The following is a 22,747-nucleotide window of genomic DNA, read 5'->3' as shown; positions in this document are numbered from 1 at the left end:
AGAAAGTTACATTAAAAACCCGAAATTATTCGGGTTTTTAATTAGTTAAGTGCTATATATTTTCGTGTCCGGGGGTACCCTAAGAGGGTGCGCAAGACAACACTCCAGTGTTCATTATTTATGACTGTCAAGCCATTTATTCATCTGCTCAATTTCACCTTTTTGAGCTTTAATGATGTCCTGCGCAAGCTTTCTCATTTCGGGATCTTTTCCGTATTTGAGCTCGGTCTCAGCCATTGCGATTGCCCCTTCATGGTGTGCGATCATACCTTTTGCAAAGGCCTTATCGGGATTGGATTCATTAACGGCGGCCATCATTTTTTCATGCATATTTTTCATGCCAGCCATATATTCCTGTGATGATGCCGATGAGTGCATATCTGACATTTTCATTTCCGAATGTTCAGCAGAAATGGCTGGCAGGGATAACATTAATATTACAAAAAGGGTGTTTTTGATTTTCATATAATAATTCCTTTCAGACAGGTACCGGTTAAGTGTAGCTGAGTCAGACAAAAAAGCCCTCTGACGGGGGGCAAAAATGTAGCAACGTTGTTTCAGGAAAATCTATCAGGGAAAAGGTAACAGCACGGATACTACCGTCGCATTCAGCCTGCATTGATCATGCGGCGGTGCGCTTCGGCCATGGCCTGATGTGGGCCGGATTGCCCGTTATTCATGAATTCATGGGCAACCGCTGCTCTTTCATGCTCATTCATCGCCGCGTAAGACGTTGACGGGACGGTCGTGGATACCGTGTTATTTCCCATCATCTTCTGATGACTTTCCACCATTTTCTGGTGCGCATCCGCCGAGCCGTTCGTCATGGTCTCATGAGCAATAATGGCCTGTTCATGCTGGTCCATACCGGTCATACGAGGAGCAGTCCCCTGGATCCCGACAGGAGCCGCAGCAGACTGCATCTGGTGAGCAGGAGCCTGTGCATTGTTGACGCGATCATGGATATTCACGGTTTCAGTGGCCCAGGCCGATGAAATTAAACCAAAGCCCAGCAAAGATGCTAATACGATATTTTTCATGATAACTCTCCATTTCTGAATTAGTGATGTCCGGGGAAGTACAACCGGTGTTTTCAGTTCCATAACTGAAACAAGTTCGGCAGCGTTTATTTCTCCGGAAGAGGGCTGGATATTCATTTCCTGGCGTACTCTGACGCCGGGTATTGATGAAGCAATCCAGCCTTCCTGATAAGTTGCACTAATTATATCGAATGGCTTCTGTTTGCTGCATGACAGGCTAATGACATCTTTGTCATTTACATCTTTATTTTCAGCATTGGGTTTCCGGGATCATTTTCTCCAGTCTGGGCACGGATAAGATAAAACGCGTGGAGCGTACGTCTGATTCCACCTGCACTCTTCCGTGATGTGCTTCCACGATTGACTTCACAATCGCAAGGCCGATGCCGCTGCCTTCTCCTTTTCGTTGTCTGGATGGATCCACCCGATAAAAACGGTCAAACAGCCTTGATAAATGTTCTTCAGGGATCGGTTTCCCCGGATTTTCAATCACAAGGTCAAAAAAGCTCTCCTGCTCTCTTATTGAGACGGTGATTGCCTGTCCCTCCGGGGTATAACGCAGGGCATTGGATAACAGATTATTGATCGCCCTTCTGAACATTTGTGGATCTCCCTCAACCAGGCAGGGCATCCCGTTAAATTTGAGCGTGATATTGCGTTCTTCGGCCCAGGCTTCGAAAAACTCGAAGACTTTCATGACTTCCGCTCTGAGGTCAAACATGACCCTGTCAGGTATCAGCTGATTATTATCTGCCTGTGCCAGGAACAGCATATCGCTGACCATTTTGGTCATCCGGTTATACTCTTCAAGACTGGAATAGAGGACATCCTCAAGTTCCCTCTGTGTTCGATCCTGACTCAGTGCGATTTCAGTCTGCGTCACCAGATTGGTGATGGGCGTTCTGATCTCATGCGCGATATCGGCAGAGAAATTGGCCTGGCGGGTAAAGACATCCTCAATCTTTCCAATCATATGATTGAACGAGATAACCAGTTGCTCCAGCTCAATGGGAACGCGTGTCGGTTCCAGTCGCGCATCAAGATTCTCGGAGGTGATGTTTTTAATGGCATTGCTGACATTACGAAGGGGCAGGTGCCCCTGACGGACAGCGATTCGAATGATCAGAACAATCAACAGGCTTATCACGACGGCAATCGCAATCAGGTTCTTTTTCAGCGCATCGAGGTAATGGAGATGGAAATTAATGGATAGGCCAGTCAGCATGACATAGTTCTGCTGTTTGCCCTGAAATATCGCCTGACCAGAGGAGGCGATAATCCTGTATGTTTCCATCTTCATTTCGGACCCGGTATCCATCGGTCCCGCAGGATCCTCCACCGTCCAGAGAAAGACATCCCGTGCGCGGCTGTGCTCGCTAAAATCTGCTGAATTCACTGCCGGGCGTAGTGCCGCCCCCTGAGCTGAGCTAAAGAGCACTTCCCCCCTGGGATTGAGGAGCAAAAGGGCAACGTTGCGGTAGCTGGCAATTGATTCCTTTATTTTGCTTATTTTTTTATCATCCGGATCCACCGGGGACTGCAGTATACGGTTCAGTGTGGTGCTGATTTGTTGAAGATCGCTGACATCCTGCTCGGCAAAATGATTTTCAACAGAATGCAGCATAAACCAGGTGAAGGCGATAAAAGCCAGTATCGTGGACAGGCTGATAAAAAAGGTCAGCCGCAGAGCGAGTGAGAAAGGGCGTCTGGAAGGTTTGCTATGCATCCGGGACCTCCAGCATGTAGCCCACGCCCCGGACTGTCTGGATCAGCTTTGTCCCGTAATCGTTGTCTATTTTAGCGCGGAGTCGCTTTACTGCGACATCGATCGCATTAGTGTCGCTGTCAAAATTCATGTCCCAGACCTGAGAGGCAATCAGGGAGCGGGGAAGAACCTCTCCCTGATGGCGAATGAAGAATTCCAGCAGGCTGAACTCTTTACTGGTGAGCACAATGCGGTTTCCGGCGCGACTGACTTTTCTGGATACGAGATCAATCGAGAGGTCAGCCACCTTAAACTGGCTTTCCGTGATCATCGTGTTTCCCCGCCTCAGAAGGGTTCTCACCCGGGCGAGCAGTTCAGCAAACGCAAAGGGTTTAACCAGATAATCGTCCGCACCCAGTTCCAGTCCTTTGACCCTATGTTCGATCGTGCCGAGGGCTGTCAGCAGTAAGACCGGCATACCCTTTCCGGCAGTGCGCAGCATGCGGATGATATCCCAGCCGTTCACATCAGGTAGCATGATATCCAGAATGACTAAATCATACTCGGCTGTCATGGCGAGATGATATCCGGTAAGACCATTATCAGCGTGATCCACTACGAACCCTGCCTCTGTAAGCCCTTTGCTGAGATATTCACCTGTTTTAATTTCGTCTTCGACGATCAATATTTTCATCTTGCTCCCCGGCTGGCTGCTAATGTCATTCTATTGCGCCCACGATCGTTATCAACGGATTACAGCAAAAATGACAACATTGTCATTATCCTGTCACCCGGCAAACAGAGAGCGTTAGGTAAAGTACCCCTATCAATACTCTGGACTTCATTTGAACCATTTACCAGGTCTGCCTGGACGAGAAGCGTTATGTTCAAATTAAAATTACTCAGCATTAGCACGATATTCATCCTGGCAGGCTGCGTGTCGCTTGCGCCTGAATATCAGCGGCCCGCAGCACCGGTACCCCAGCAGTTTTCACTGTCCCATAACAGCCTGACGCCAGCGGTAAATGGCTATCAGGATACGGGCTGGCGTAACTTTTTTGTCGATCCCCAGGTTACCCGGTTGATCGGTGAAGCTCTGACTAATAACCGTGATTTGAGAATGGCTGCCCTGAAGGTTGAAGAGGCCCGAGCCCAGTTCAACGTCACGGATGCAGATCGTTATCCCCAGCTGAATGCCTCATCCGGGATAACATACAGCGGTGGTCTGAAAGGTGACAAGCCGACCACACAGGAGTACGACGCGAGACTGGAGCTCAGCTATGAGCTCGATTTTTTCGGCAAACTTAAGAACATGAGTGATGCTGACCGCCAGAACTACTTTGCCAGCGAAGAAGCCCGTCGGGCCGTACACATCCTGCTGGTCTCCAACGTTTCACAGAGCTATTTCAGCCAGCAACTGGCGTACGAACAACTCCGTATTGCGCGGGAAACGCTGAAAAATTATGAACAGTCCTATGCTTTCGTTGAGCAACAGCTCGTGACCGGGAGTACGAACGTTCTGGCACTTGAACAGGCGAGAGGACAAATCGAAAGTACCCGCGCCGAAATAGCCAAACGAGAAGGCGATCTGGCTCAGGCAAACAATGCCCTGCAACTGGTGCTTGGAACGTACCGCGCAGTTCCGTCAGAAAAAGGGATGAAAGGTGGGGAGATCGCACCAGTAAAATTGCCACCAAATCTGTCGTCACAAATATTGCTGCAGCGTCCGGATATTATGGAAGCGGAATACCAGTTGAAAGCGGCTGATGCCAATATTGGCGCAGCGCGAGCGGCTTTTTTCCCGTCCATTACCCTGACCAGTGGTCTCTCCTCAAGCAGTACGGAGCTGTCCAGCCTCTTTACGTCAGGAAGTGGAATGTGGAATTTTATTCCTAAAATTGAAATTCCTATATTTAATGCTGGCAGGAACAAAGCCAATCTGAAGCTGGCTGAAATTCGCCAGCAACAGTCGGTGGTTAATTACGAACAAAAAATTCAGTCAGCCTTTAAGGATGTTTCCGACACGCTTGCGCTGCGCGACAGCCTTAGCCAGCAACTTGAGTCACAGCAGCGTTATCTTGATTCACTACAGATAACTCTACAGCGTGCCAGAGGATTGTATGCAAGTGGTGCTGTCAGTTACATCGAAGTGCTGGATGCAGAACGTTCCCTCTTCGCGACGCAGCAAACCATTCTCGATCTTACCTATTCCCGACAGGTTAACGAAATTAATCTGTTTACCGCGCTGGGTGGCGGTTGGGTAGAGTAAATTTATTCAATTAATCAGGAAATTAAAAATGCGTAATTCACTTAAAGCCGTTTTATTTGGTGCCTTCTCTGTCATGTTTTCTGCCGGTCTTCATGCTGAAACACATCAGCATGGCGATATGAATGCTGCCAGTGATGCTTCGGTACAGCAGGTTATCAAGGGCACCGGTATCGTTAAAGAAATTGATATGAATAGTAAAAAGATCACCATTTCGCACGAAGCAATCCCTGCGGTGGGCTGGCCTGCAATGACCATGCGCTTCACTTTTGTTAATGCAGACGACGCTATCAATGCCCTGAAAACCGGCAACCATGTCGATTTCTCGTTTATTCAGCAGGGCAATATATCCTTACTCAAAAGCATTAACGTTACGCAATCCTGATTGACTGTCCGGAGCGAATACATCCAGTGCGTCTGAACATTCATTAAGGGATTACTGTGAATGAATGATCGGCCGCATATGCCAGGTGTTTTGATTTTTCAGCGAGAAATTGTATGGCTTCTTTAAAGATAAAATATGCTGCAATAATTATCAGCAGCCTCATAGCAGGAGGGCTGATATCGGTTACTGCCTGGCAGTATGTAAACTCATCACAAAAAACAGTACAAACCGAACAAAAGGCACCCGAGCGAAAGGTACTTTTCTGGTATGACCCGATGAAACCGGATACCAAATTTGATAAACCCGGAAAATCTCCCTTTATGGATATGGACCTGGTGCCAAAATATGCTGATGAAAGCGGCGATAAAAGCAGTGGCGGGATCCGTATCGATCCAACGCAGGTTCAGAATCTGGGATTAAAAACGCAAAAAGTCACGCGAGGAATGCTGAATTATTCTCAGACAATCCCGGCTAATGTCAGTTACAACGAGTATCAGTTTGTCATTGTGCAGGCGCGCTCTGACGGTTTCGTCGAAAAAGTGTATCCCCTGACGATTGGCGATCATGTGAAGAAAGGCACTCCGCTTATCGATATCACCATTCCTGAATGGGTTGAGGCACAAAGTGAGTTCCTGCTGTTATCCGGTACAGGCGGTACGTCAACCCAGATAAAAGGGGTTCTGGAGCGACTTCGTCTGGCTGGTATGCCGGAAGAGGATATTCAAAGGCTGCGTTCAACCCGCACAATCCAGACCCGTTTTACCATTAAAGCACCTATTGATGGTGTCATTACTGCGTTTGACCTGCGCACCGGCATGAATATTTCGAAAGATAAAGTAGCGGCTCAGATTCAGGGGATGGACCCGGTCTGGATCAGCGCTGCAGTGCCAGAATCTATCGCATATCTGCTGAAAGATACGTCGCAGTTTGAAATTTCGGTACCGGCTTATCCGGATAAAACATTCCATGTCGAAAAATGGAACATTCTTCCCAGCGTGGATCAGACAACCCGTACGCTTCAGGTCCGTCTCCAGGTTTCTAATAAGGATGAGTTTCTCAAGCCGGGCATGAATGCCTATCTGAAACTGAATACCAAGAGCCAGGAGATGCTGCTGATACCAAGCCAGGCCGTTATCGATACCGGCAAAGAACAGCGCGTGATTACTGTTGATGATGAAGGCAAGTTTGTGCCGAAACAGATCCACGTTCTGCATGAATCACAGCAACAGTCCGGCATCGGTTCCGGCCTGAATGAAGGCGATACCGTGGTGGTCAGTGGCCTGTTCCTCATTGACTCCGAAGCCAATATTACGGGCGCGCTGGAACGTATGCGCCACCCTGAAAAAACAGAAAGCAGTATGCCAGCAATGTCTGACCAGCCTGTAAATATGCATTCAGGGCACTGAGGAGACGACGATGATTGAATGGATTATCCGGCGCTCTGTCGCCAACCGTTTCCTGGTCATGATGGGGGCCCTGTTTCTCAGCATCTGGGGTACATGGACGATTATTAACACGCCGGTCGATGCCTTGCCTGACCTGTCAGATGTGCAGGTCATTATCAAAACCAGCTATCCCGGCCAGGCCCCGCAGATTGTAGAAAACCAGGTCACCTATCCACTTACCACCACCATGCTGTCCGTACCTGGCGCAAAAACCGTGCGTGGTTTTTCACAGTTCGGGGATTCGTATGTGTATGTCATTTTTGAAGACGGCACCGATCTGTACTGGGCCCGTTCCCGCGTGCTGGAATATCTGAATCAGGTTCAGGGAAAACTGCCTGCCGGTGTGAGTTCTGAAATCGGTCCTGATGCCACGGGTGTGGGCTGGATTTTTGAATATGCCCTTGTCGATCGCAACGGAAAACACGACCTTTCAGAACTGCGCTCTCTGCAGGACTGGTTCCTGAAATTTGAGCTGAAAACCATCCCGAACGTGGCTGAGGTCGCTTCGGTTGGCGGCGTGGTGAAACAGTACCAGATTCAGGTCAATCCGGTAAAACTGTCCCAGTACGGTATCAGCCTGCCCGAAGTGAAACAGGCACTTGAATCGTCTAACCAGGAGGCCGGTGGCTCATCCGTTGAAATGGCCGAAGCGGAGTATATGGTCCGTGCCAGCGGTTATCTTCAGAGCATTGATGATTTTAATAACATCGTCCTGAAAACAGGTGAGAACGGCGTGCCGGTTTATCTGCGGGATGTTGCCCGCGTGCAGACCGGGCCCGAAATGAGGCGTGGTATTGCCGAGCTGAACGGCCAGGGAGAAGTCGCTGGCGGCGTGGTGATCCTGCGGTCGGGTAAAAATGCGCGCGACGTTATCACGGCAGTGAGGGATAAACTGGAGACGCTGAAGGCCAGCCTGCCGGAAGGCGTTGAAATCGTGACCACCTACGATCGCAGCCAGTTAATCGACCGGGCGATTGATAACCTCAGTTCCAAACTTCTGGAAGAGTTTATCGTGGTGGCCATCGTCTGTGCTCTGTTCCTGTGGCACGTACGTTCTGCCCTGGTGGCGATTATCTCTCTGCCGCTTGGCCTGTGTATCGCCTTTATCGTCATGCACTTCCAGGGACTGAACGCCAATATCATGTCGCTGGGAGGGATAGCGATTGCCGTCGGTGCGATGGTGGATGCCGCCATTGTGATGATTGAAAATGCGCACAAACGGCTTGAGGAGTGGGATCATCAGCATCCGGGTGAGCAGATTGACAACGCCACCCGCTGGAAGGTGATTACCGACGCCTCCGTGGAAGTGGGACCCGCGTTGTTCATTAGCCTGCTGATCATCACCCTGTCCTTTATTCCTATCTTTACCCTGGAAGGGCAGGAAGGTCGTCTGTTTGGCCCGCTGGCATTCACGAAAACGTACTCCATGGCGGGAGCGGCCGCACTGGCCATCATCGTCATTCCTATTCTGATGGGATTCTGGATCCGGGGGAAAATTCCTGCCGAGACCAGTAACCCCCTGAACCGGGTGCTGATCAAAGCGTATCATCCTTTGCTGCTGCGGGTCCTCCACTGGCCAAAAACAACCCTGCTGGTTGCGGCCTTGTCCATTTTCACGGTTATCTGGCCACTGAGTCAGGTGGGCGGTGAATTTCTGCCGAAGATTAACGAGGGCGATCTGCTGTATATGCCGTCGACCTTGCCTGGCGTCTCTCCGGCAGAAGCTGCAGCGCTCCTGCAGACAACAGACAAGTTAATCAAAAGCGTTCCTGAAGTGGCTTCTGTATTTGGCAAGACCGGTAAAGCAGAGACCGCAACGGATTCCGCGCCGCTCGAAATGGTGGAAACCACGATCCAGCTCAAACCTGAGGATCAGTGGCGTCCCGGCATGACAATTGACAAGATTATTGATGAACTCGACAGGACAGTCCGTTTACCGGGTCTGGCAAACCTCTGGGTGCCGCCTATCCGTAACCGTATTGATATGCTCTCAACCGGGATCAAAAGCCCGATAGGTATCAAAGTGTCCGGGACTGTTCTGTCCGATATCGACGCGACGGCGCAGAGTATCGAGGCGGTAGCCAAAACCGTGCCTGGCGTGGTGTCTGTCCTGGCTGAGCGACTTGAGGGCGGGCGCTACATCGATATCGATATCAACCGGGAGAAAGCCTCCCGCTACGGGATGACGGTAGGTGATGTCCAGCTGTTCGTCTCTTCAGCAATCGGAGGTGCTATGGTGGGTGAGACGGTTGAAGGGGTGGCCCGGTACCCTATTAACATTCGCTACCCGCAGGATTACCGGAACAGTCCGCAGGCGCTGAAACAGATGCCGATCCTGACCCCGATGCAGCAGCAGATCACGCTGGGCGATGTCGCGGATATTAACGTCGTTTCTGGACCAACCATGCTGAAAACCGAAAATGCCCGGCCAGCCAGCTGGATTTATGTTGATGCCCGCGGCAGGGACATGGTGTCGGTGGTTAACGACATTAAGACGGCCATCAGCGAGAAAGTGAAACTGAGACCGGGAACCAGTGTGGCATTCTCCGGACAGTTTGTACTGCTTGAGCATGCCAACAAGAAACTGAAGCTGATGGTGCCGATGACGGTGATGATCATTTTCATCCTGTTGTATCTGGCATTCCGCCGGGTTGACGAAGCCCTGCTGATCCTGATGAGCCTGCCGTTCGCCCTGGTTGGCGGAATATGGTTCCTGTACTGGCAGGGCTTCCATATGTCAGTAGCGACCGGAACCGGGTTTATCGCCCTGGCCGGGGTGGCAGCAGAGTTTGGCGTGGTCATGCTGATGTATCTGCGTCATGCCATTGAAGCGCACCCGGAATTGTCCCGTAAAGAGACGTTCACACCGGAAGGTCTTGATGAAGCCCTCTATCATGGTGCCGTACTGCGTGTCCGGCCGAAAGCCATGACCGTGGCGGTGATCATTGCGGGTCTGCTGCCAATACTCTGGGGAACCGGCGCAGGTTCAGAAGTCATGAGCCGTATTGCGGCACCCATGATTGGTGGGATGATCACGGCTCCGCTGCTGTCCCTGTTCATTATTCCTGCCGCCTACAAATTAATCTGGCTGCGCAGACATAAAAAAAGCGTGTCCTGAACCTGAAAGGGCACCCCCTGTGGGTGTCCTTCTTTACTGATTCACCCTGACGTCAGGGTTTATATCGATAATATACAGAGGTGAGTATGAAAAAAGTGGTTCTAATGGCGCTGGCTCTCGGCCTTTCACTACCCGCGATGGCGAGTGAAAAAGTGATTGATATGTACAAATCTGAAAACTGTGGCTGTTGTTCCCTGTGGGGCAAAGCGATGGAAAAAGACGGGTTTGAAGTACGAACTCACGTCATGAATGATCAGGCGCTGTCAGCCCTGAAAGAAAAGCATGCTATTCCTGCAGGACTACGAAGTTGTCATACCGCGGTTGCCGGTAATTTGATCATTGAAGGCCATGTGCCTGCGACAACGATACATAAGGCAATGCAGTCTGGTTCGGGTATATACGGTCTCGCCACCCCCGGTATGCCAGCAGGAAGTCCTGGAATGGAGATGGGAGCCCGAAAAGAGGCTTACGATGTTATCGCATTCTCACCGGATGGAAGTAAAAAAGTCTTCCAGCGAATCGAATAGTCAGCGGAACGGCTGATAACGGGACGCCGGTAGCAGGCACTCCTGTGCCGGCGATATTCGTGGTAATCGCATCCATGACATACCCTGAAGACAGAAGATGCTTCGGTATGCATAAGGAGAGTTACTGTGAAAAATGACAATGCAGTGCAACACAACAACCAGACTGCTTCTGAGCAGACATTATCCCCGGACGAGGGCCACGTATTGCATAAGGTGAGAGATCCCGTGTGCGGGATGGCCATCCTGCCCGACAGGGCGCACAGCAGCATTCGATACCAGGACCACCAACTTTATTTCTGCTCCGCCAGCTGTGAGAGTAAATTTAAAGCCCATCCCGATCGTTATCTTACCGAAGATGCCAGTGAACATTCCCATCACCATCACCACGATCATCACGAAGTCAGCCCTGATCAGATAAAACAGCCTCACAACCAGGCGGAAAAAGAGAATTCTGAAGGTGTGTGGACATGTCCGATGCACCCGGAGATACGCCGCAGTGGTCCCGGAAGCTGTCCTGTCTGTGGAATGGCACTGGAGCCGCTCGTAGCTACGGCATCCACGGGGCCGAGTGATGAACTTCACGACATGACAAGACGCTTCTGGCTGGGGTTGTTGCTGGCGTTTCCGGTTCTGGTACTCGAAATGGGATCTCATCTGTTTCCCGACTTGAGGAATACAGTACCGCCACAGTACAACACATGGCTGCAGTTGCTTCTGGCCTCCCCTGTCGTGTTGTGGTGTGGCTGGCCATTCTTCGCCCGGGCCGGAATGTCGTTACGTAACCGCTCCCTGAATATGTTTACCCTTGTTGCAATGGGGACCGGCGTAGCCTGGGTTTACAGCGTCATTGCAACCGTCTTCCCCTCCTGGTTTCCTGCATCGTTCAGAAACATGGATGGCCTGGTGGCCGTTTATTTTGAAGCCGCAGCAGTTATTACGGTGCTTGTTCTGCTGGGACAGGTTCTTGAGCTGCGGGCACGGGAACAAACCTCAGGCGCCATTACTGCGCTTCTGAACCTTGCCCCCAAAACCGCCAGACGGCTGGATCATGACGGTCATGAAACGGATATTAATGCGGAAGATGTCCTGCCTGGCGATAAGCTCCGCATCAGACCTGGAGAGAGTATTCCGGTCGACGGTATCGTGGTCGAAGGCAAAACAACCGTTGATGAATCGATGGTGACCGGGGAATCTATGCCTGTTACCAAAACGGAGGGTGACCCTGTCATCGGGGGGACCATTAATCAGACAGGTAGTCTTATCATCCGTGCAGAGAAAGTCGGTGATGAAACGATGCTCTCACGAATTGTTCAGATGGTCGCTGATGCACAGCGTTCGCGGGCCCCCATCCAGAGAATGGCTGACAGCGTTTCAGGCTGGTTTGTTCCTCTGGTGATACTTATCGCGGTTGTTGCTTTCATGATCTGGTCTGTCTGGGGGCCCGAGCCCAGGATGGCGCACGGTCTCATTGCGGCTGTGTCGGTCCTGATTATTGCCTGTCCCTGCGCGCTGGGGCTGGCCACGCCGATGTCGATAATGGTGGGGGTGGGCAAAGGAGCCCAGGCCGGGGTGTTAATCAAGAATGCCGAAGCCCTTGAGCGTCTTGAAAAAGTGGACACGCTGGTTGTCGACAAAACAGGCACGCTCACGGAAGGTTCGCCGACGGTGACAGGGATTATCAGTCTCAATCCGGGTGGGGAAACATCTCTTTTGCGTGTAACGGCCGCAGTGGAAAAAGGCTCGCAGCATCCGCTGGGTATGGCAGTAGTTAAAGCAGCACAGGAAAAGGGGATCGCAATACCCGCAGTCACTCATTTCAATGCGCCGTCGGGTAAAGGTGTCTCAGGCGATGTCGAAGGTCAACGGGTTGTTATTGGTAATGAACTGGCTATGCAGGAAAACAGTATCGTTATTGATAATCAAAAGGCCGTTGCGGATACGTTGCGGATGGAAGGTGCTACCGTTATCTATGTGGCCACAGACGGGCACCTTGCAGGCCTGATAGCTATCTCGGATCCCGTGAAAGCAACCACGCCGGATGCGCTTAAAGCTTTGCGTCAGGCGGGGATCCGCATCGTTATGCTCACCGGGGATAACCAGCTTACCGCTGAAGCAGTCGCACGGAAACTGGGAATAGATGAGGTTGAAGCCGGGATTCTGCCGGATGGCAAAAAAGCAGCGATAACCCGACTGAAAGCGTCTGGCCATGTGGTTGCGATGGCCGGAGACGGTGTGAATGATGCCCCGGCGCTGGCAGCGGCTGACGTGGGAATAGCCATGGGAACGGGTACAGATGTGGCAATTGAAAGTGCCGGAGTCACCCTTCTCAAAGGCGACTTGATGATACTGAACAGGGCCCGTCATCTGTCAGAAATCACCATGAAAAATATCCGACAGAATCTGTTTTTTGCATTTATCTACAACGCACTTGGCGTGCCTGTGGCTGCAGGCCTGCTTTATCCTGTGTATGGAATACTGCTGTCGCCAGTTATTGCGGCGGCGGCCATGGCTCTTTCCTCCGTCAGCGTCATTGTGAATGCGTTGCGTCTGAAAAGTGTCAGGCTCGGGAAATAACACTGAGTGAAGGGGCTGTTACGAACAGAAGGAGTCCAGTATGAAAAGTACCACCTATGCGCTTATTGCTGTCGCCGCGATCGCGGCATTTGCCCTCCTGCGCGAACACTGGTCACATGTGGCAGGTTACTGGCCATATCTGTTATTGCTGGTCTGCCCGCTAATGCATCTTTTCCACGGCCACGGAGGGCATGGAGATCATCAACATCAAGGAAGTGAAAACGATAAAAAAAATTAATCCGGCAGACGGGGCCGCGTCGCGGCCCCGTTATCAGTCCAGGTATCGTTCGTAGTCTCTGGCATGCGCAAAGGCATGCTGTTCAAGTTTGTTATCAGCGGGTGCCGCTGCCCGGAACGCCAGTGAGTTAACAGGATTGTTATTGATGACCAGCTCGTAATGCAGATGAGGACCGGATGAACGTCCGCTGTTACCGGATAACGCAATAGCGCCTCCCCGGGTAACCCTGGCCCCTTTAGTAACGAGTATTTTATTGAGGTGGAGATAGCGAGTTTTAACACCGGCTTTTCCTGTTACTTCAACAAAATATCCCATGGTGCTGTTGTATTCGGCCCGGGTGATTTTTCCGTCGATGACGCTGACTATTTTCGTGTTCATGGGCATGGAATAATCAATGCCATTATGGGGACTCACTTTTCCCGATACCGGGTTAAGTCTTGCAGGATTGAAAGGCGAACTGAGTCTTGCTGTGGCCGGTAACGGATAATCGAGACTGCCTTTCCCGGAAGTATCGGAAAGGTTATAGAACTTTTTATCTGATATACGATACGCCGTGTAATTAAATGAACCGGACGTAAATTTATAGGCCACGACACGTGATTTTCCCGCTTTCTTTTGCAGTACGAGTTTTAATGATTCATTTTTTTTCAAATGCCGCAGATTAAACCGGGAAGGCAAGGAGCGCTGAAGAGTAGCGATCTCGTTCGATTCCAGCCCCGAGCGGGTGGCTGAAAGGTAGGCATTTTCTTTTACGACATCGGTAGAATACATTTACTGGAATTCGCCGTTAGCATGAACACTGCGGCGTATGCTAGGGGTTTTCAGGAGGCGTGTCATCTGTCAGTTAATCGGGAGCACCGTTGATGGTCGTCATTTTTGTAACATATCTTGTTTCCCGTTTGCTCCTGAAGCTCTGGGAACTGTATGACCAGCCCGACGGTGATGATTAACGGGACTGAAACAGGTTACGGCAGAGCAATATGGGGCTCATGTCCTGCTACGTAACCCGTCAGTAAAGCCCTGCTGCGCACCTGATGCTAAGCACTAACCCGCCTGCAGTTACCTGGTCGAATACAGCCCGCGAAGCTTTCTTGCCTGCGTCTGATGTGCTTCCGCACCGGCATTATTGACCTGCTCATGCACGAGAGCGGCTTTTTCTCCGGCATTCAGTTCGTTAAAAGAAGAAGACGAGGTCTTTGAATTTGCATCACTGCCGGACAGCATTTTTTTATGTTCCTCAATCATTTTCTGATGCACATAGGACGCGCTGTTGTTCATAAATGAATGAGCAACAATGGCCCTTTCATGTTCATTCATTTCAGAGAATGAGGGCGTGTTGTTTTTATTAACCCTGTCCGGTAAGTTTTCATGCGTCGAGGAGTTCACATGACTGACGGCTGAGGCATTATTAACAAATCGATGTGCTTCATGGGCAATATCACTGGACTGAGCAAAAGCTGCCCCACAAAATAAAGCTGTAAACGCAGTGGTCGTGATTAATATATTCATGTGTAATTACCTTCTGAGGTACATAAAAGATGTCCTTATGATCATATATAAAAAAATCAACCTGTGGGGAAGATGACGTAAATGTAATACAGCCACGTACATTACACGATTGTAATGAATTTGTTTCTTAAGGTGTGCTAGATTCATTTCATTGTAAGTGGATGAACCAGTAATTTAATTTAAATCGGTTCTCGAATTCTGTCAGTAACCATACTTTAAATAAGGGAATGCGCATGCTGTTGAAAACGTCTCGACGAACTTTCCTGAAGGGGTTAACCCTCTCTGGCGTAGCCGGAAGTCTTGGCGTATGGAGTTTCAATGCGCGTTCCAGTCTGAGCCTGCCAGTTGCCGCATCCCTGCAGGGTACTCAGTTTGACCTGACCATTGGTGAAACGGCCGTCAATATCACGGGCAGTGAGCGTCAGGCCAAAACAATCAATGGAGGCCTGCCGGGGCCCGTTCTTCGCTGGAAAGAAGGTGACACCATTACCCTGAAGGTCAAAAACCGTCTTAATGAACAGACGTCCATTCACTGGCACGGCATTATTCTTCCGGCCAATATGGATGGTGTTCCGGGGCTGAGTTTTATGGGCATAGAGCCTGATGATACCTACGTTTACACCTTTAAGGTTAAGCAGAACGGGACTTACTGGTACCACAGCCATTCCGGTCTGCAGGAACAGGAGGGGGTATACGGTGCCATTATCATCGATGCCAGGGAGCCAGAACCGTTTGCTTACGATCGTGAGCATGTGGTCATGTTGTCTGACTGGACCGATGAAAATCCTCACAGCCTGCTGAAAAAATTAAAAAAACAGTCGGATTACTACAATTTCAATAAACCAACCGTTGGCTCTTTTTTCCGCGACGTGAATACCAGGGGGCTGTCAGCCACCATTGCCGATCGGAAAATGTGGGCTGAAATGAAAATGAATCCGACTGACCTCGCGGATGTCAGTGGCTACACCTACACCTATCTCATGAACGGGCAGGCCCCGCTGAAAAACTGGACCGGACTGTTCCGTCCCGGTGAAAAGATACGCTTACGGTTTATCAACGGCTCGGCAATGACCTATTTCGATATCCGTATCCCCGGGCTGAAAATGACGGTCGTGGCTGCAGATGGCCAGTATGTAAACCCGGTTACCGTTGACGAATTCAGGATTGCCGTTGCCGAAACCTATGATGTCATTGTGGAGCCTCAGGGTGAGGCCTATACCATCTTCGCACAATCCATGGACAGGACCGGTTACGCTCGAGGGACACTGGCCACGAGAGAGGGGTTAAGTGCTGCCGTTCCCCCCCTCGATCCCCGTCCTCTGTTGACCATGGAAGATATGGGTATGGGGGGAATGGGACATGATATGGCAGGAATGGACCACAGCCAGATGGGAGGCATGGATAACAGCGGAGAGATGATGTCTATGGACGGTGCTGACCTTCCGGATAGCGGGACATCCTCCGCGCCCATGGATCACAGCAGCATGGCCGGTATGGATCATTCCCGGATGAAGACCTTCCCGCATCCTGACTCACACAGCGATCGACCTTTTGTGTCCTGCCCTGGACCCGTCGGTTGCCGGAAGCGCCTTCATGCGAGGCATCTCCTCACCGATGCGCGTGACTCAAGAAGGGCCTGACGGCTTGTCTCGTTACTGTCCTGTCCGGGTTATCTGTCTGGAGATTCAACTCTGTTTCCTCACAGGAGCTCTGTCATGGTTGATAAAGTTACCGAAGCTGCCGTTGTGGGTGGCGTGGATACACATAAAGATTTGCACGTTGCCGCTGTCGTAGATCAGAACAATAAAGTCCTTGGGACTCAGTATTTCTCCACAACACGACAAGGTTACCGGCAGATGCTGGCATGGATGACCTCGTTTGGGACATTAAAGCGAATTGGTGTTGAGTGCACAGGTACCTATGGTTCCGGTTTGCTTCGTTATTTTCAGAACGCCGGGTTAGAAGTTCTTGAGGTGACTGCTCCAGACCGGATGGAGCGACGCAAACGGGGTAAAAGTGACACAATTGATGCTGAATGTGCCGCTCATGCAGCATTCTCAGGCATCAGGACAGTTACTCCCAAAACGCGTGATGGCATGATTGAGTCCCTGCGGGTATTAAAAACTTGCCGAAAAACAGCAATATCAGCCCGCAGAGTCGCTCTCCAGATTATCCATTCAAATATTATCTCTGCCCCGGATGAATTACGTGAACAGCTCAGAAATATGACGCGCATGCAGCTCATCAGGACCCTGGGTTCCTGGAGACCTGATGCCAGTGAATACCGCAATGTAACCAACGTTTATCGCATTTCATTAAAGTCCCTTGCCCGACGCTATCTCGAGTTACATGACGAAATCGCTGATCTGGATGTCATGATTGCGGCAATTGTCGACGAGTTGGCACCTGAGCTGATTAAACGTAATGCTATCGGATACGAAAGCGCTTCACAGTTGCTGATCACTGCCGGAGACAATCCTCAACGGTTAAGATCAGAATCAGGATTTGCGGCACTGTGTGGTGTCAGCCCGGTCCCCGTTTCTTCTGGAAAAACGAACCGTTACCGACTTAATCGTGGTGGAGATCGTGCTGCAAATAGTGCACTTCACATCATCGCCATCGGACGCTTACGAACTGACGCAAAAACAAAGGAATATGTCGCCAGGCGTGTAGCCGAAGGACATACAAAAATGGAAGCGATACGCTGTCTAAAGCGATATATCTCCCGCGAAGTTTACACGTTACTGCGCAATCAAAACAGGCGGATCAACAGTATCCCGATAACAGCTTGACTCTTAGAAGGGCGTCAGTAAGTTGGCACCCTTACCCTGTATAGGTACTCTCTGTTTTTCGTGGCCTGCCTCGCCCACGAATTTCGCCAGTCATGACTTTGCTCCTGCATTTTATTAACGGAAAAGAATAAGTGATTTTGCGCGGAGGCTTCAATCAGTTTATCCCCGGCGGTGACGAGGTGGCCACCTATGCCGACTGGACAGGGGACTGACTATTGCCATAACGCCATCGCAGGTTGCTTCAGTAAACCTGCTAATCCCGTACAATGGCGAATTCGCTATATCCGCTTCTCGCACTTAGCTGCCATAAATCGGCCAGGCAATCACAGGTCATTTCTGTCTCGCAAAGAAGGTGCCGTTTCTGCTTTGCGTTGACACCCCTAAATATTAGAATTAAAAGGAGAGAGTTACTGGAAAAAGGCAGCGGAGGCAGTGACAATCGTGGCTTGAAGCCACTACTCGATGGATGCGGACATGTAGTTGGCGTCATTCGACAAAACTAGCAAACTTCTAATAGTCACCATTTCTCCCGTCTGGCGGGAGTGCTGTCAAATGCCCCCCTCATCTCTGTGTGGGAAATGAAGGGTGAAGGGGAAATAGATGACAGCGTTATTTCTACGCCCAGAATACTGAATACCTTGTACAGACGATCAATACTGGCGCTAGCAGGGTTTGCTTCCAGGCGGGCATAGGTTTGCTGCGTTACGCCAAGCCTCTCAGACACATCTTTTTGCGTGAAGCCCTTGATTTTGCGAAACCCGATTAGCACAGGTCTGAGCTGGTTCAGCGTTTTTATCGGGAACTGATTATTCATAAGTGACCTGCCTCGCAGACTGAGTAGGGAGTACCGCCCTGTAATACAGCAGGTAAGGTGTATTTTGTGTTATACAGACTATAGGCTGTAAAACCTTTATTGAAAAGATGCTGATGTTCCAGGGGCATGCCGAGCATGGACGATTTTCTGCGGGGCGGTATTTCGCTACGGGGGAGATTGCGTTCGGGCAATGTACCGGTGTAAAAAACGTCAATTTTTCAAAACCGCTGTTATCGGGATAAGCTGAAAACTCCGAAGGCAGACACAGCCACGAATAATGTCAGACTTAAGCTCTGTAGCTGTCTTCTTTTGCCTGTAAATAACGTCTAGTTTGACTCTGATGAAGGCTGTACCAGGCAGAGAACATGTCACTCTCGGGGCCGGATGATAAAATGTGTTCAACTGGCTGGGCAGGGTAATAGCGAAGAACGTTCTCTGAAATTCGATTCAGCTCAGCGTAACGTGCGCTGTAGGTATGTATAATCCATTGCATCAATTTTGCATCCGTATTATTCGCAGATTACACACAAGAAGCTTAACAATGGCTGAAAGAGTGAGCAGGGATATGTAACAAAAACAAGGGCTTCAAGATGAACTGGATAAAACCGGAGCAGAGCAAGCCCTGTTCCGGTTTGTCAGGCTTTGGAATTTCTTCCAGGCCCCTGCAGCTAGTCACAACAAACACATTAATGTTTTCATTGCTTCAATTCAATATTATTGTGTGAAAGGGATTCCATCGAAATCGGCTTATGCATGCTTAAAACTAAACTGCCCCGGCTGCAGTCATTTGGTTGCTGTGGGCTCTGTACTGTGTCTAATAGTGAAAGAATCTTACGTTATAACGAAGGAAATTGCTGAATGACTCTACGATTGCAGACGGAATCACCCGCTGACCAGGATATGTTTAGAGGCAGCAGTCATGAAAAAGTTGCAGAGAATGTGGCTCAGATCATCAGGACACCTGATGTCAATATTATTGGTCTGGAAGGTGAGCTGGGTTCAGGTAAGTCAACAATATTGAAGTTCCTGCAGAAAAAGCTTAAAGATGATTTTACGTTCATTAACTTTGATGCAGAACGTTACCATCATGGCTCAACTAAAAAAGCGCTTATCGATGTCATCCACCACGGGGTCAGCCTACAATGTCCGGGCTCCCGGGATGTGTTGGATAAGTATAAAAATCTGGCTCTGGGTAACATCGTTGAATACGACAAGAGGGTCAGCAGCAGGCTAAGCTGGTTGACCGTCGTTTTTATTTTACTGTCATTGCTTTCCGTGCAGATGCTTCGTTATGTGCTAACAGACCTTAATCAATATTTTACTAACAAGGAGTCATTATTAGGGTGGCTTTTTTATGTTGAGGTGGCCGCGTTTCTTTCTCCTGCCATTATGGTCGCAGGACTGGCATGCCTGCAGAACATGGAATGGTACAGAAAGAAAGGGTATTCGAGTATTGGTGATTTGTTCAAACGCAACAGTACTGACAGGATTGAAGAGACTTGGCTAGTTAATAAGGAGGTCGGAGCTATTGAGCTGGCTGAAGCTCTGCAGGGATTTACCTCCAAAGAGGTCATTTCCCATGGAGATCGCTTCATCCTTATCATTGATAATCTGGACCGAATCAGTGCAGACAAAGTGAAAGAGCTCTGGAGTGATATGGAGCTTATTGCCGGAGCCACTCATGAACACTTCAGGATAGTGGTGCCCTATTCGGCAAGACAGGTTTCAGCCTCACTTTCTGTGGCGGGTTTCAGCGGGCGTGAGTTTATTGCAAAGCGGATTCCTGTAAGTTTTCAGGTTCCTCCTCTTATTTCGGCAGGATGGCAGGAAGCGTTAAGGCAGTACTGGAAAGAAACAGTAAATGAGGATGCAGGGATAGCGTGCCGGGAAGCAACGGTGTTGCTTGAGCGCTGGAAACCCTCTGAGTATCCTCGTATCACACCGCGATTAATGAAGAAGTTTGTTAATGATATTCATATTCTGAACCTTACCGTTCCTGCAACAGAAGATCATCGCCATATTCTTATTGCTCTCTACTTACTGGTGGTCAGATACGGGGAGCGAGATATTAAAGTATTACTTCGCGATCCCAAAGCTAGTCAGACCGAACCCGGTATTGCTCCGGATGATTTTGACGAGATGCTCTCGCTAACTTATCAACAAATATCCCGAATTTTTAATAACGATACAGAAAGATGGAGCGAATTTCTGATGAGCATCCACTATCAGTCCACGGTGGAGCTTGCCAGGAGCGAGTTGCTTGATACGCCTCTTAAAGACGCGATTGGTGCTATAAATATCCCACGGCTTGAAGAACTGACGGCCTTGTGGGGTTTCGCTGAAGCATGGCAGCGAGTGGCACCACATATTCAGATGCGAGACTGGCTGGTTTCTTATAGCCGGATGGATGAGAAGTGTCAGGCTCTCGCCGAACCGCAACTCAAAGTCGCAGTGCAAATGCTGAATCAGAGTTATGCTGTTTCACTCAGAGAAAAGAATGATGAAGGTTTCGTATTGAGTCTGCAGAAACTGATGGCTGACGGGCGGATAAGCCTAGAGCCTTTCGTCGAAAGGCAAATATCGTTTATTGTGAGTAAACTTGATGAAATTCAGGATTCAGAAAAATTGGAGGCTGAATCCACGAAGACGTTGCTGCAGGAAGCTGATTCATACTCTGTTCTGGCCGGTGAATCACTACTGAATAAAATGGAGAATTTTGTAGATGGCGTATTTTATGTGGAATACCTTGTCAATAATGAAGAGACCTTGTCAAACCTGAAAATTGGCACACTAGATATCGGAAATCACGGTCGGGAGGAGATGTTACGCTATGGAGCTGAGCAACCTCAGATAGACCTTTTTAATCCGGGAATTATCCGGCATATCAATATTGCATCGAAGGCGGTACAGAACGTAATTGGAAAGAATGATGGTACAGGTGGGGCTCAGGTTAGCTCTGCAATAATGACGCTTAAAAATCGTCAGGTTGTTGAGGACGTTATCCATTTCAGAAAAATTGTTCTGAGCCCGGACTGGAATAATAATGTTTTAAATCAATATTATCTTAATAATACGGCGACGAGGAATCTCTTCCCTGCGGAATTTGCTGCACAGGCTGTTGCTCACATGGTGCTCCATGGTAACTATGCCGGTATCGAGTCGTACAGTGAACATATTGGTGAGGAACGGTTTGACCTGGCTTTGGCTGCATATCTTCGTTATCTACGTACTGCCGAGAGTATCTTTATAGCACTTAAGGATAAAAATGTTCTGCCGTACATCAAAAATGCTGTTGGCAGGATTGTTGATTTAGGTCTTCTGGTGAATATACCTGTCCTGAGCTTTGTTAAAGGTCAGTATGACGTCATCAAAGAAGCTACAAATGCAACCTCTCTTTTAATATTTGTGCGAGAGCGTCAAAAAGCACTGTCAGAGAAAATAATTGAGTCTGATGTGAATGCTATGGGTCCAGTATTTCTCCATGACGTATATCAGTCAGGTGAGCAGTTTGATATTTTGAAGAAAAAGCTGAACGCCCTGGCATGTGGAGTATTTAGTTCTTCTGAAAGGCTTATTGAGTGTTTTACGGTTCTTCCTGTGAACATGCGCTTTATCCTTGAACAAATGCAACTTCAGGGGCAGCATATCCGGATGGAAGGTAGTGTGGGTATCTTTGCATCATGGTTCCGTGATGCAGAGCCAGACGTTGTCACAAATGCCGAGAACATTCATTTTCTGTGGTCTTGCCTCGACGATACCCAGAGAGAGACTGTACTTGATGAGTTGCACGATGTCTTACTTGAAAGACATATTCGTATTGACAGCCGTATTGCGATTATTACCCGTTTTCATAATGAGTTGTCGTTTATTGAACCTGAGAAGGCCGTTGAACGCAGGGCTATTGCGGCGCTGTTTAGCGCTTCTGTTGATAATGTATTATTGTCTCAATGGCTTGACCGTCAGACGTTTTCATTTTCATCATGGTCTCCGGAGGACGCCCGTACGGCAACGAGTTGTATAATGAATAACTCGGAGATTTTTCCTCTCATCTGCAGGAATTCACAGTATATTAAAAACAGAATGTTACCAGAGAAAGCGGACGTTACAGAAGATAGTGATACGTTTCCGGACTGAGTTCGTTCTTTAAATCCTATACCTGAAGACCACAGCGGTGGTCTTTGGGAGTTTTTTTATTGCCTGATATACATTAAGCATGTTATATCTTGCTAAGAAATAATCATTCAGGGATTAATCATAACTACTGAAGTTATGTTGTGTTCTTTTCTTTTAAAAATAAATTATTCAGATTTATTTTCTATTGATTTAATGAGGTA

16 protein-coding genes and 1 pseudogene are annotated in these 22,747 nt (G+C 49.2%); 10 read left to right on the top strand and 7 right to left on the bottom strand.

Features of this window, described 5'->3' with window-relative positions; translation table 11 throughout:
• Positions 1-114 precede the first annotated feature (114 nt).
• From copM to silR, 4 genes are all read right to left on the bottom strand, one after another.
• Positions 115-465: a CopM family metallochaperone gene (gene copM / locus ACQG1Y_RS19805; protein ID WP_000694953.1), complete on the bottom strand. Its 351-nt coding sequence runs from the start codon at positions 463-465 to the stop codon at positions 115-117.
• 143 nt (positions 466-608) lie between these two features.
• Positions 609-1,040, bottom strand: coding sequence for a silver-binding protein SilE (gene silE, locus ACQG1Y_RS19800; RefSeq protein WP_000790483.1), 432 nt, complete (start codon positions 1,038-1,040; stop codon positions 609-611).
• Positions 1,041-1,290: 250 nt separating this feature from the next.
• Positions 1,291-2,766, bottom strand: coding sequence for a copper/silver sensor histidine kinase SilS (silS, locus tag ACQG1Y_RS19795; RefSeq protein ID WP_000555737.1), 1,476 nt, complete (start codon positions 2,764-2,766; stop codon positions 1,291-1,293).
• The gene (gene silR, locus ACQG1Y_RS19790) at positions 2,759-3,439 is read right to left on the bottom strand and encodes a copper/silver response regulator transcription factor SilR (RefSeq protein ID WP_000697969.1); all 681 of its coding nucleotides are present in this window, start codon (positions 3,437-3,439) and stop codon (positions 2,759-2,761) included. Before silR ends, silS begins: the two co-directional genes overlap by 8 nt.
• 189 nt (positions 3,440-3,628) lie before the next feature.
• On the opposite strand from silR, the gene silC reads away from it, so the two are divergent.
• The 7 genes from silC (at position 3,629) to ACQG1Y_RS19755 (ending at position 13,298) form a co-directional block, all read left to right on the top strand.
• On the top strand, positions 3,629-5,014 hold the full coding sequence (gene silC, locus ACQG1Y_RS19785) for a Cu(+)/Ag(+) efflux RND transporter outer membrane channel SilC (RefSeq protein WP_004098962.1): 1,386 nt from the start codon (positions 3,629-3,631) through the stop codon (positions 5,012-5,014).
• Between the two features lie 28 nt (positions 5,015-5,042).
• Positions 5,043-5,396 carry a cation efflux system protein CusF gene (gene cusF / locus ACQG1Y_RS19780; RefSeq protein WP_004098961.1) on the top strand — a complete coding sequence of 118 codons (354 nt, stop codon included), beginning with the start codon at positions 5,043-5,045 and terminating at the stop codon, positions 5,394-5,396.
• 113 nt (positions 5,397-5,509) lie between these two features.
• The gene (gene silB, locus ACQG1Y_RS19775) at positions 5,510-6,802 is read left to right on the top strand and encodes a Cu(+)/Ag(+) efflux RND transporter periplasmic adaptor subunit SilB (protein ID WP_426736990.1); all 1,293 of its coding nucleotides are present in this window, start codon (positions 5,510-5,512) and stop codon (positions 6,800-6,802) included.
• 10 nt (positions 6,803-6,812) lie between these two features.
• Entirely contained in the window at positions 6,813-9,959 is a 3,147-nt protein-coding gene (gene silA / locus ACQG1Y_RS19770) for a Cu(+)/Ag(+) efflux RND transporter permease subunit SilA (protein ID WP_426736988.1), read from the top strand.
• 86 nt (positions 9,960-10,045) lie between these two features.
• Positions 10,046-10,486, top strand: coding sequence for a DUF411 domain-containing protein (locus ACQG1Y_RS19765; protein ID WP_000758228.1), 441 nt, complete (start codon positions 10,046-10,048; stop codon positions 10,484-10,486).
• A gap of 126 nt (positions 10,487-10,612) precedes the next feature.
• Positions 10,613-13,060 (top strand): Ag(+)-translocating P-type ATPase SilP, encoded by a 2,448-nt coding sequence (gene silP, locus ACQG1Y_RS19760; protein WP_023295437.1) that lies wholly within the window; start codon positions 10,613-10,615, stop codon positions 13,058-13,060.
• A 40-nt stretch (positions 13,061-13,100) separates the two neighbouring features.
• The gene (locus ACQG1Y_RS19755) at positions 13,101-13,298 is read left to right on the top strand and encodes a DUF2933 domain-containing protein (protein WP_000843497.1); all 198 of its coding nucleotides are present in this window, start codon (positions 13,101-13,103) and stop codon (positions 13,296-13,298) included.
• A gap of 33 nt (positions 13,299-13,331) precedes the next feature.
• On the opposite strand, the gene ACQG1Y_RS19750 is transcribed toward ACQG1Y_RS19755, so the two are convergent.
• Together ACQG1Y_RS19750 and ACQG1Y_RS19745 are read right to left on the bottom strand one after the other, a co-directional pair.
• Entirely contained in the window at positions 13,332-14,069 is a 738-nt protein-coding gene (locus tag ACQG1Y_RS19750) for a peptidoglycan DD-metalloendopeptidase family protein (protein ID WP_000287501.1), read from the bottom strand.
• A gap of 288 nt (positions 14,070-14,357) precedes the next feature.
• Complete coding sequence (locus ACQG1Y_RS19745) at positions 14,358-14,807, bottom strand: hypothetical protein (RefSeq protein WP_016151365.1); 450 nt, start codon at positions 14,805-14,807, stop codon at positions 14,358-14,360.
• 233 nt (positions 14,808-15,040) lie between these two features.
• Between ACQG1Y_RS19745 and pcoA the strand changes: the two are divergent.
• Both pcoA and ACQG1Y_RS19735 read left to right on the top strand, forming a co-directional pair.
• Positions 15,041-16,363: pseudogene (gene pcoA, locus ACQG1Y_RS19740) on the top strand (multicopper oxidase PcoA); the annotation flags it as partial.
• A gap of 159 nt (positions 16,364-16,522) precedes the next feature.
• Positions 16,523-17,599, top strand: a complete 1,077-nt coding sequence (locus ACQG1Y_RS19735; RefSeq protein WP_000227969.1) for an IS110 family transposase — start codon at positions 16,523-16,525, stop codon at positions 17,597-17,599.
• Between the two features lie 517 nt (positions 17,600-18,116).
• Here ACQG1Y_RS19735 and ACQG1Y_RS19730 read toward each other — a convergent pair.
• Positions 18,117-18,413: a helix-turn-helix transcriptional regulator gene (locus tag ACQG1Y_RS19730; protein ID WP_017384073.1), complete on the bottom strand. Its 297-nt coding sequence runs from the start codon at positions 18,411-18,413 to the stop codon at positions 18,117-18,119.
• Between the two features lie 858 nt (positions 18,414-19,271).
• Between ACQG1Y_RS19730 and ACQG1Y_RS19725 the strand changes: the two genes are divergently transcribed.
• A complete protein-coding gene (locus tag ACQG1Y_RS19725) occupies positions 19,272-22,547 on the top strand; it encodes a P-loop NTPase fold protein (protein ID WP_021242119.1) in 3,276 nt (1,091 codons plus the stop codon).
• The last annotated feature ends 200 nt before the right edge of the window (positions 22,548-22,747 follow it).

Source organism: Enterobacter cloacae complex sp. 397G4, assembly GCF_050031515.1.
Lineage (GTDB): Bacteria > Pseudomonadota > Gammaproteobacteria > Enterobacterales > Enterobacteriaceae > Enterobacter > Enterobacter hormaechei_C.
This window is presented reverse-complemented; position numbering and strand designations above follow the sequence as displayed.

Coding starts and splice junctions, on each gene's coding strand:
- copM (WP_000694953.1), bottom strand. CDS start 465: ATGAAAATCAAAAACACCCTTTTTGTAATATTAATGTTATCCCTGCCA.
- silE (WP_000790483.1), bottom strand. CDS start 1,040: ATGAAAAATATCGTATTAGCATCTTTGCTGGGCTTTGGTTTAATTTCA.
- silS (WP_000555737.1), bottom strand. CDS start 2,766: ATGCATAGCAAACCTTCCAGACGCCCTTTCTCACTCGCTCTGCGGCTG.
- silR (WP_000697969.1), bottom strand. CDS start 3,439: ATGAAAATATTGATCGTCGAAGACGAAATTAAAACAGGTGAATATCTC.
- silC (WP_004098962.1), top strand. CDS start 3,629: ATGTTCAAATTAAAATTACTCAGCATTAGCACGATATTCATCCTGGCA.
- cusF (WP_004098961.1), top strand. CDS start 5,043: ATGCGTAATTCACTTAAAGCCGTTTTATTTGGTGCCTTCTCTGTCATG.
- silB (WP_426736990.1), top strand. CDS start 5,510: ATGGCTTCTTTAAAGATAAAATATGCTGCAATAATTATCAGCAGCCTC.
- silA (WP_426736988.1), top strand. CDS start 6,813: ATGATTGAATGGATTATCCGGCGCTCTGTCGCCAACCGTTTCCTGGTC.
- ACQG1Y_RS19765 (WP_000758228.1), top strand. CDS start 10,046: ATGAAAAAAGTGGTTCTAATGGCGCTGGCTCTCGGCCTTTCACTACCC.
- ACQG1Y_RS19755 (WP_000843497.1), top strand. CDS start 13,101: ATGAAAAGTACCACCTATGCGCTTATTGCTGTCGCCGCGATCGCGGCA.
- ACQG1Y_RS19750 (WP_000287501.1), bottom strand. CDS start 14,069: ATGTATTCTACCGATGTCGTAAAAGAAAATGCCTACCTTTCAGCCACC.
- ACQG1Y_RS19745 (WP_016151365.1), bottom strand. CDS start 14,807: ATGAATATATTAATCACGACCACTGCGTTTACAGCTTTATTTTGTGGG.
- ACQG1Y_RS19735 (WP_000227969.1), top strand. CDS start 16,523: ATGGTTGATAAAGTTACCGAAGCTGCCGTTGTGGGTGGCGTGGATACA.
- ACQG1Y_RS19730 (WP_017384073.1), bottom strand. CDS start 18,413: ATGAATAATCAGTTCCCGATAAAAACGCTGAACCAGCTCAGACCTGTG.
- ACQG1Y_RS19725 (WP_021242119.1), top strand. CDS start 19,272: ATGACTCTACGATTGCAGACGGAATCACCCGCTGACCAGGATATGTTT.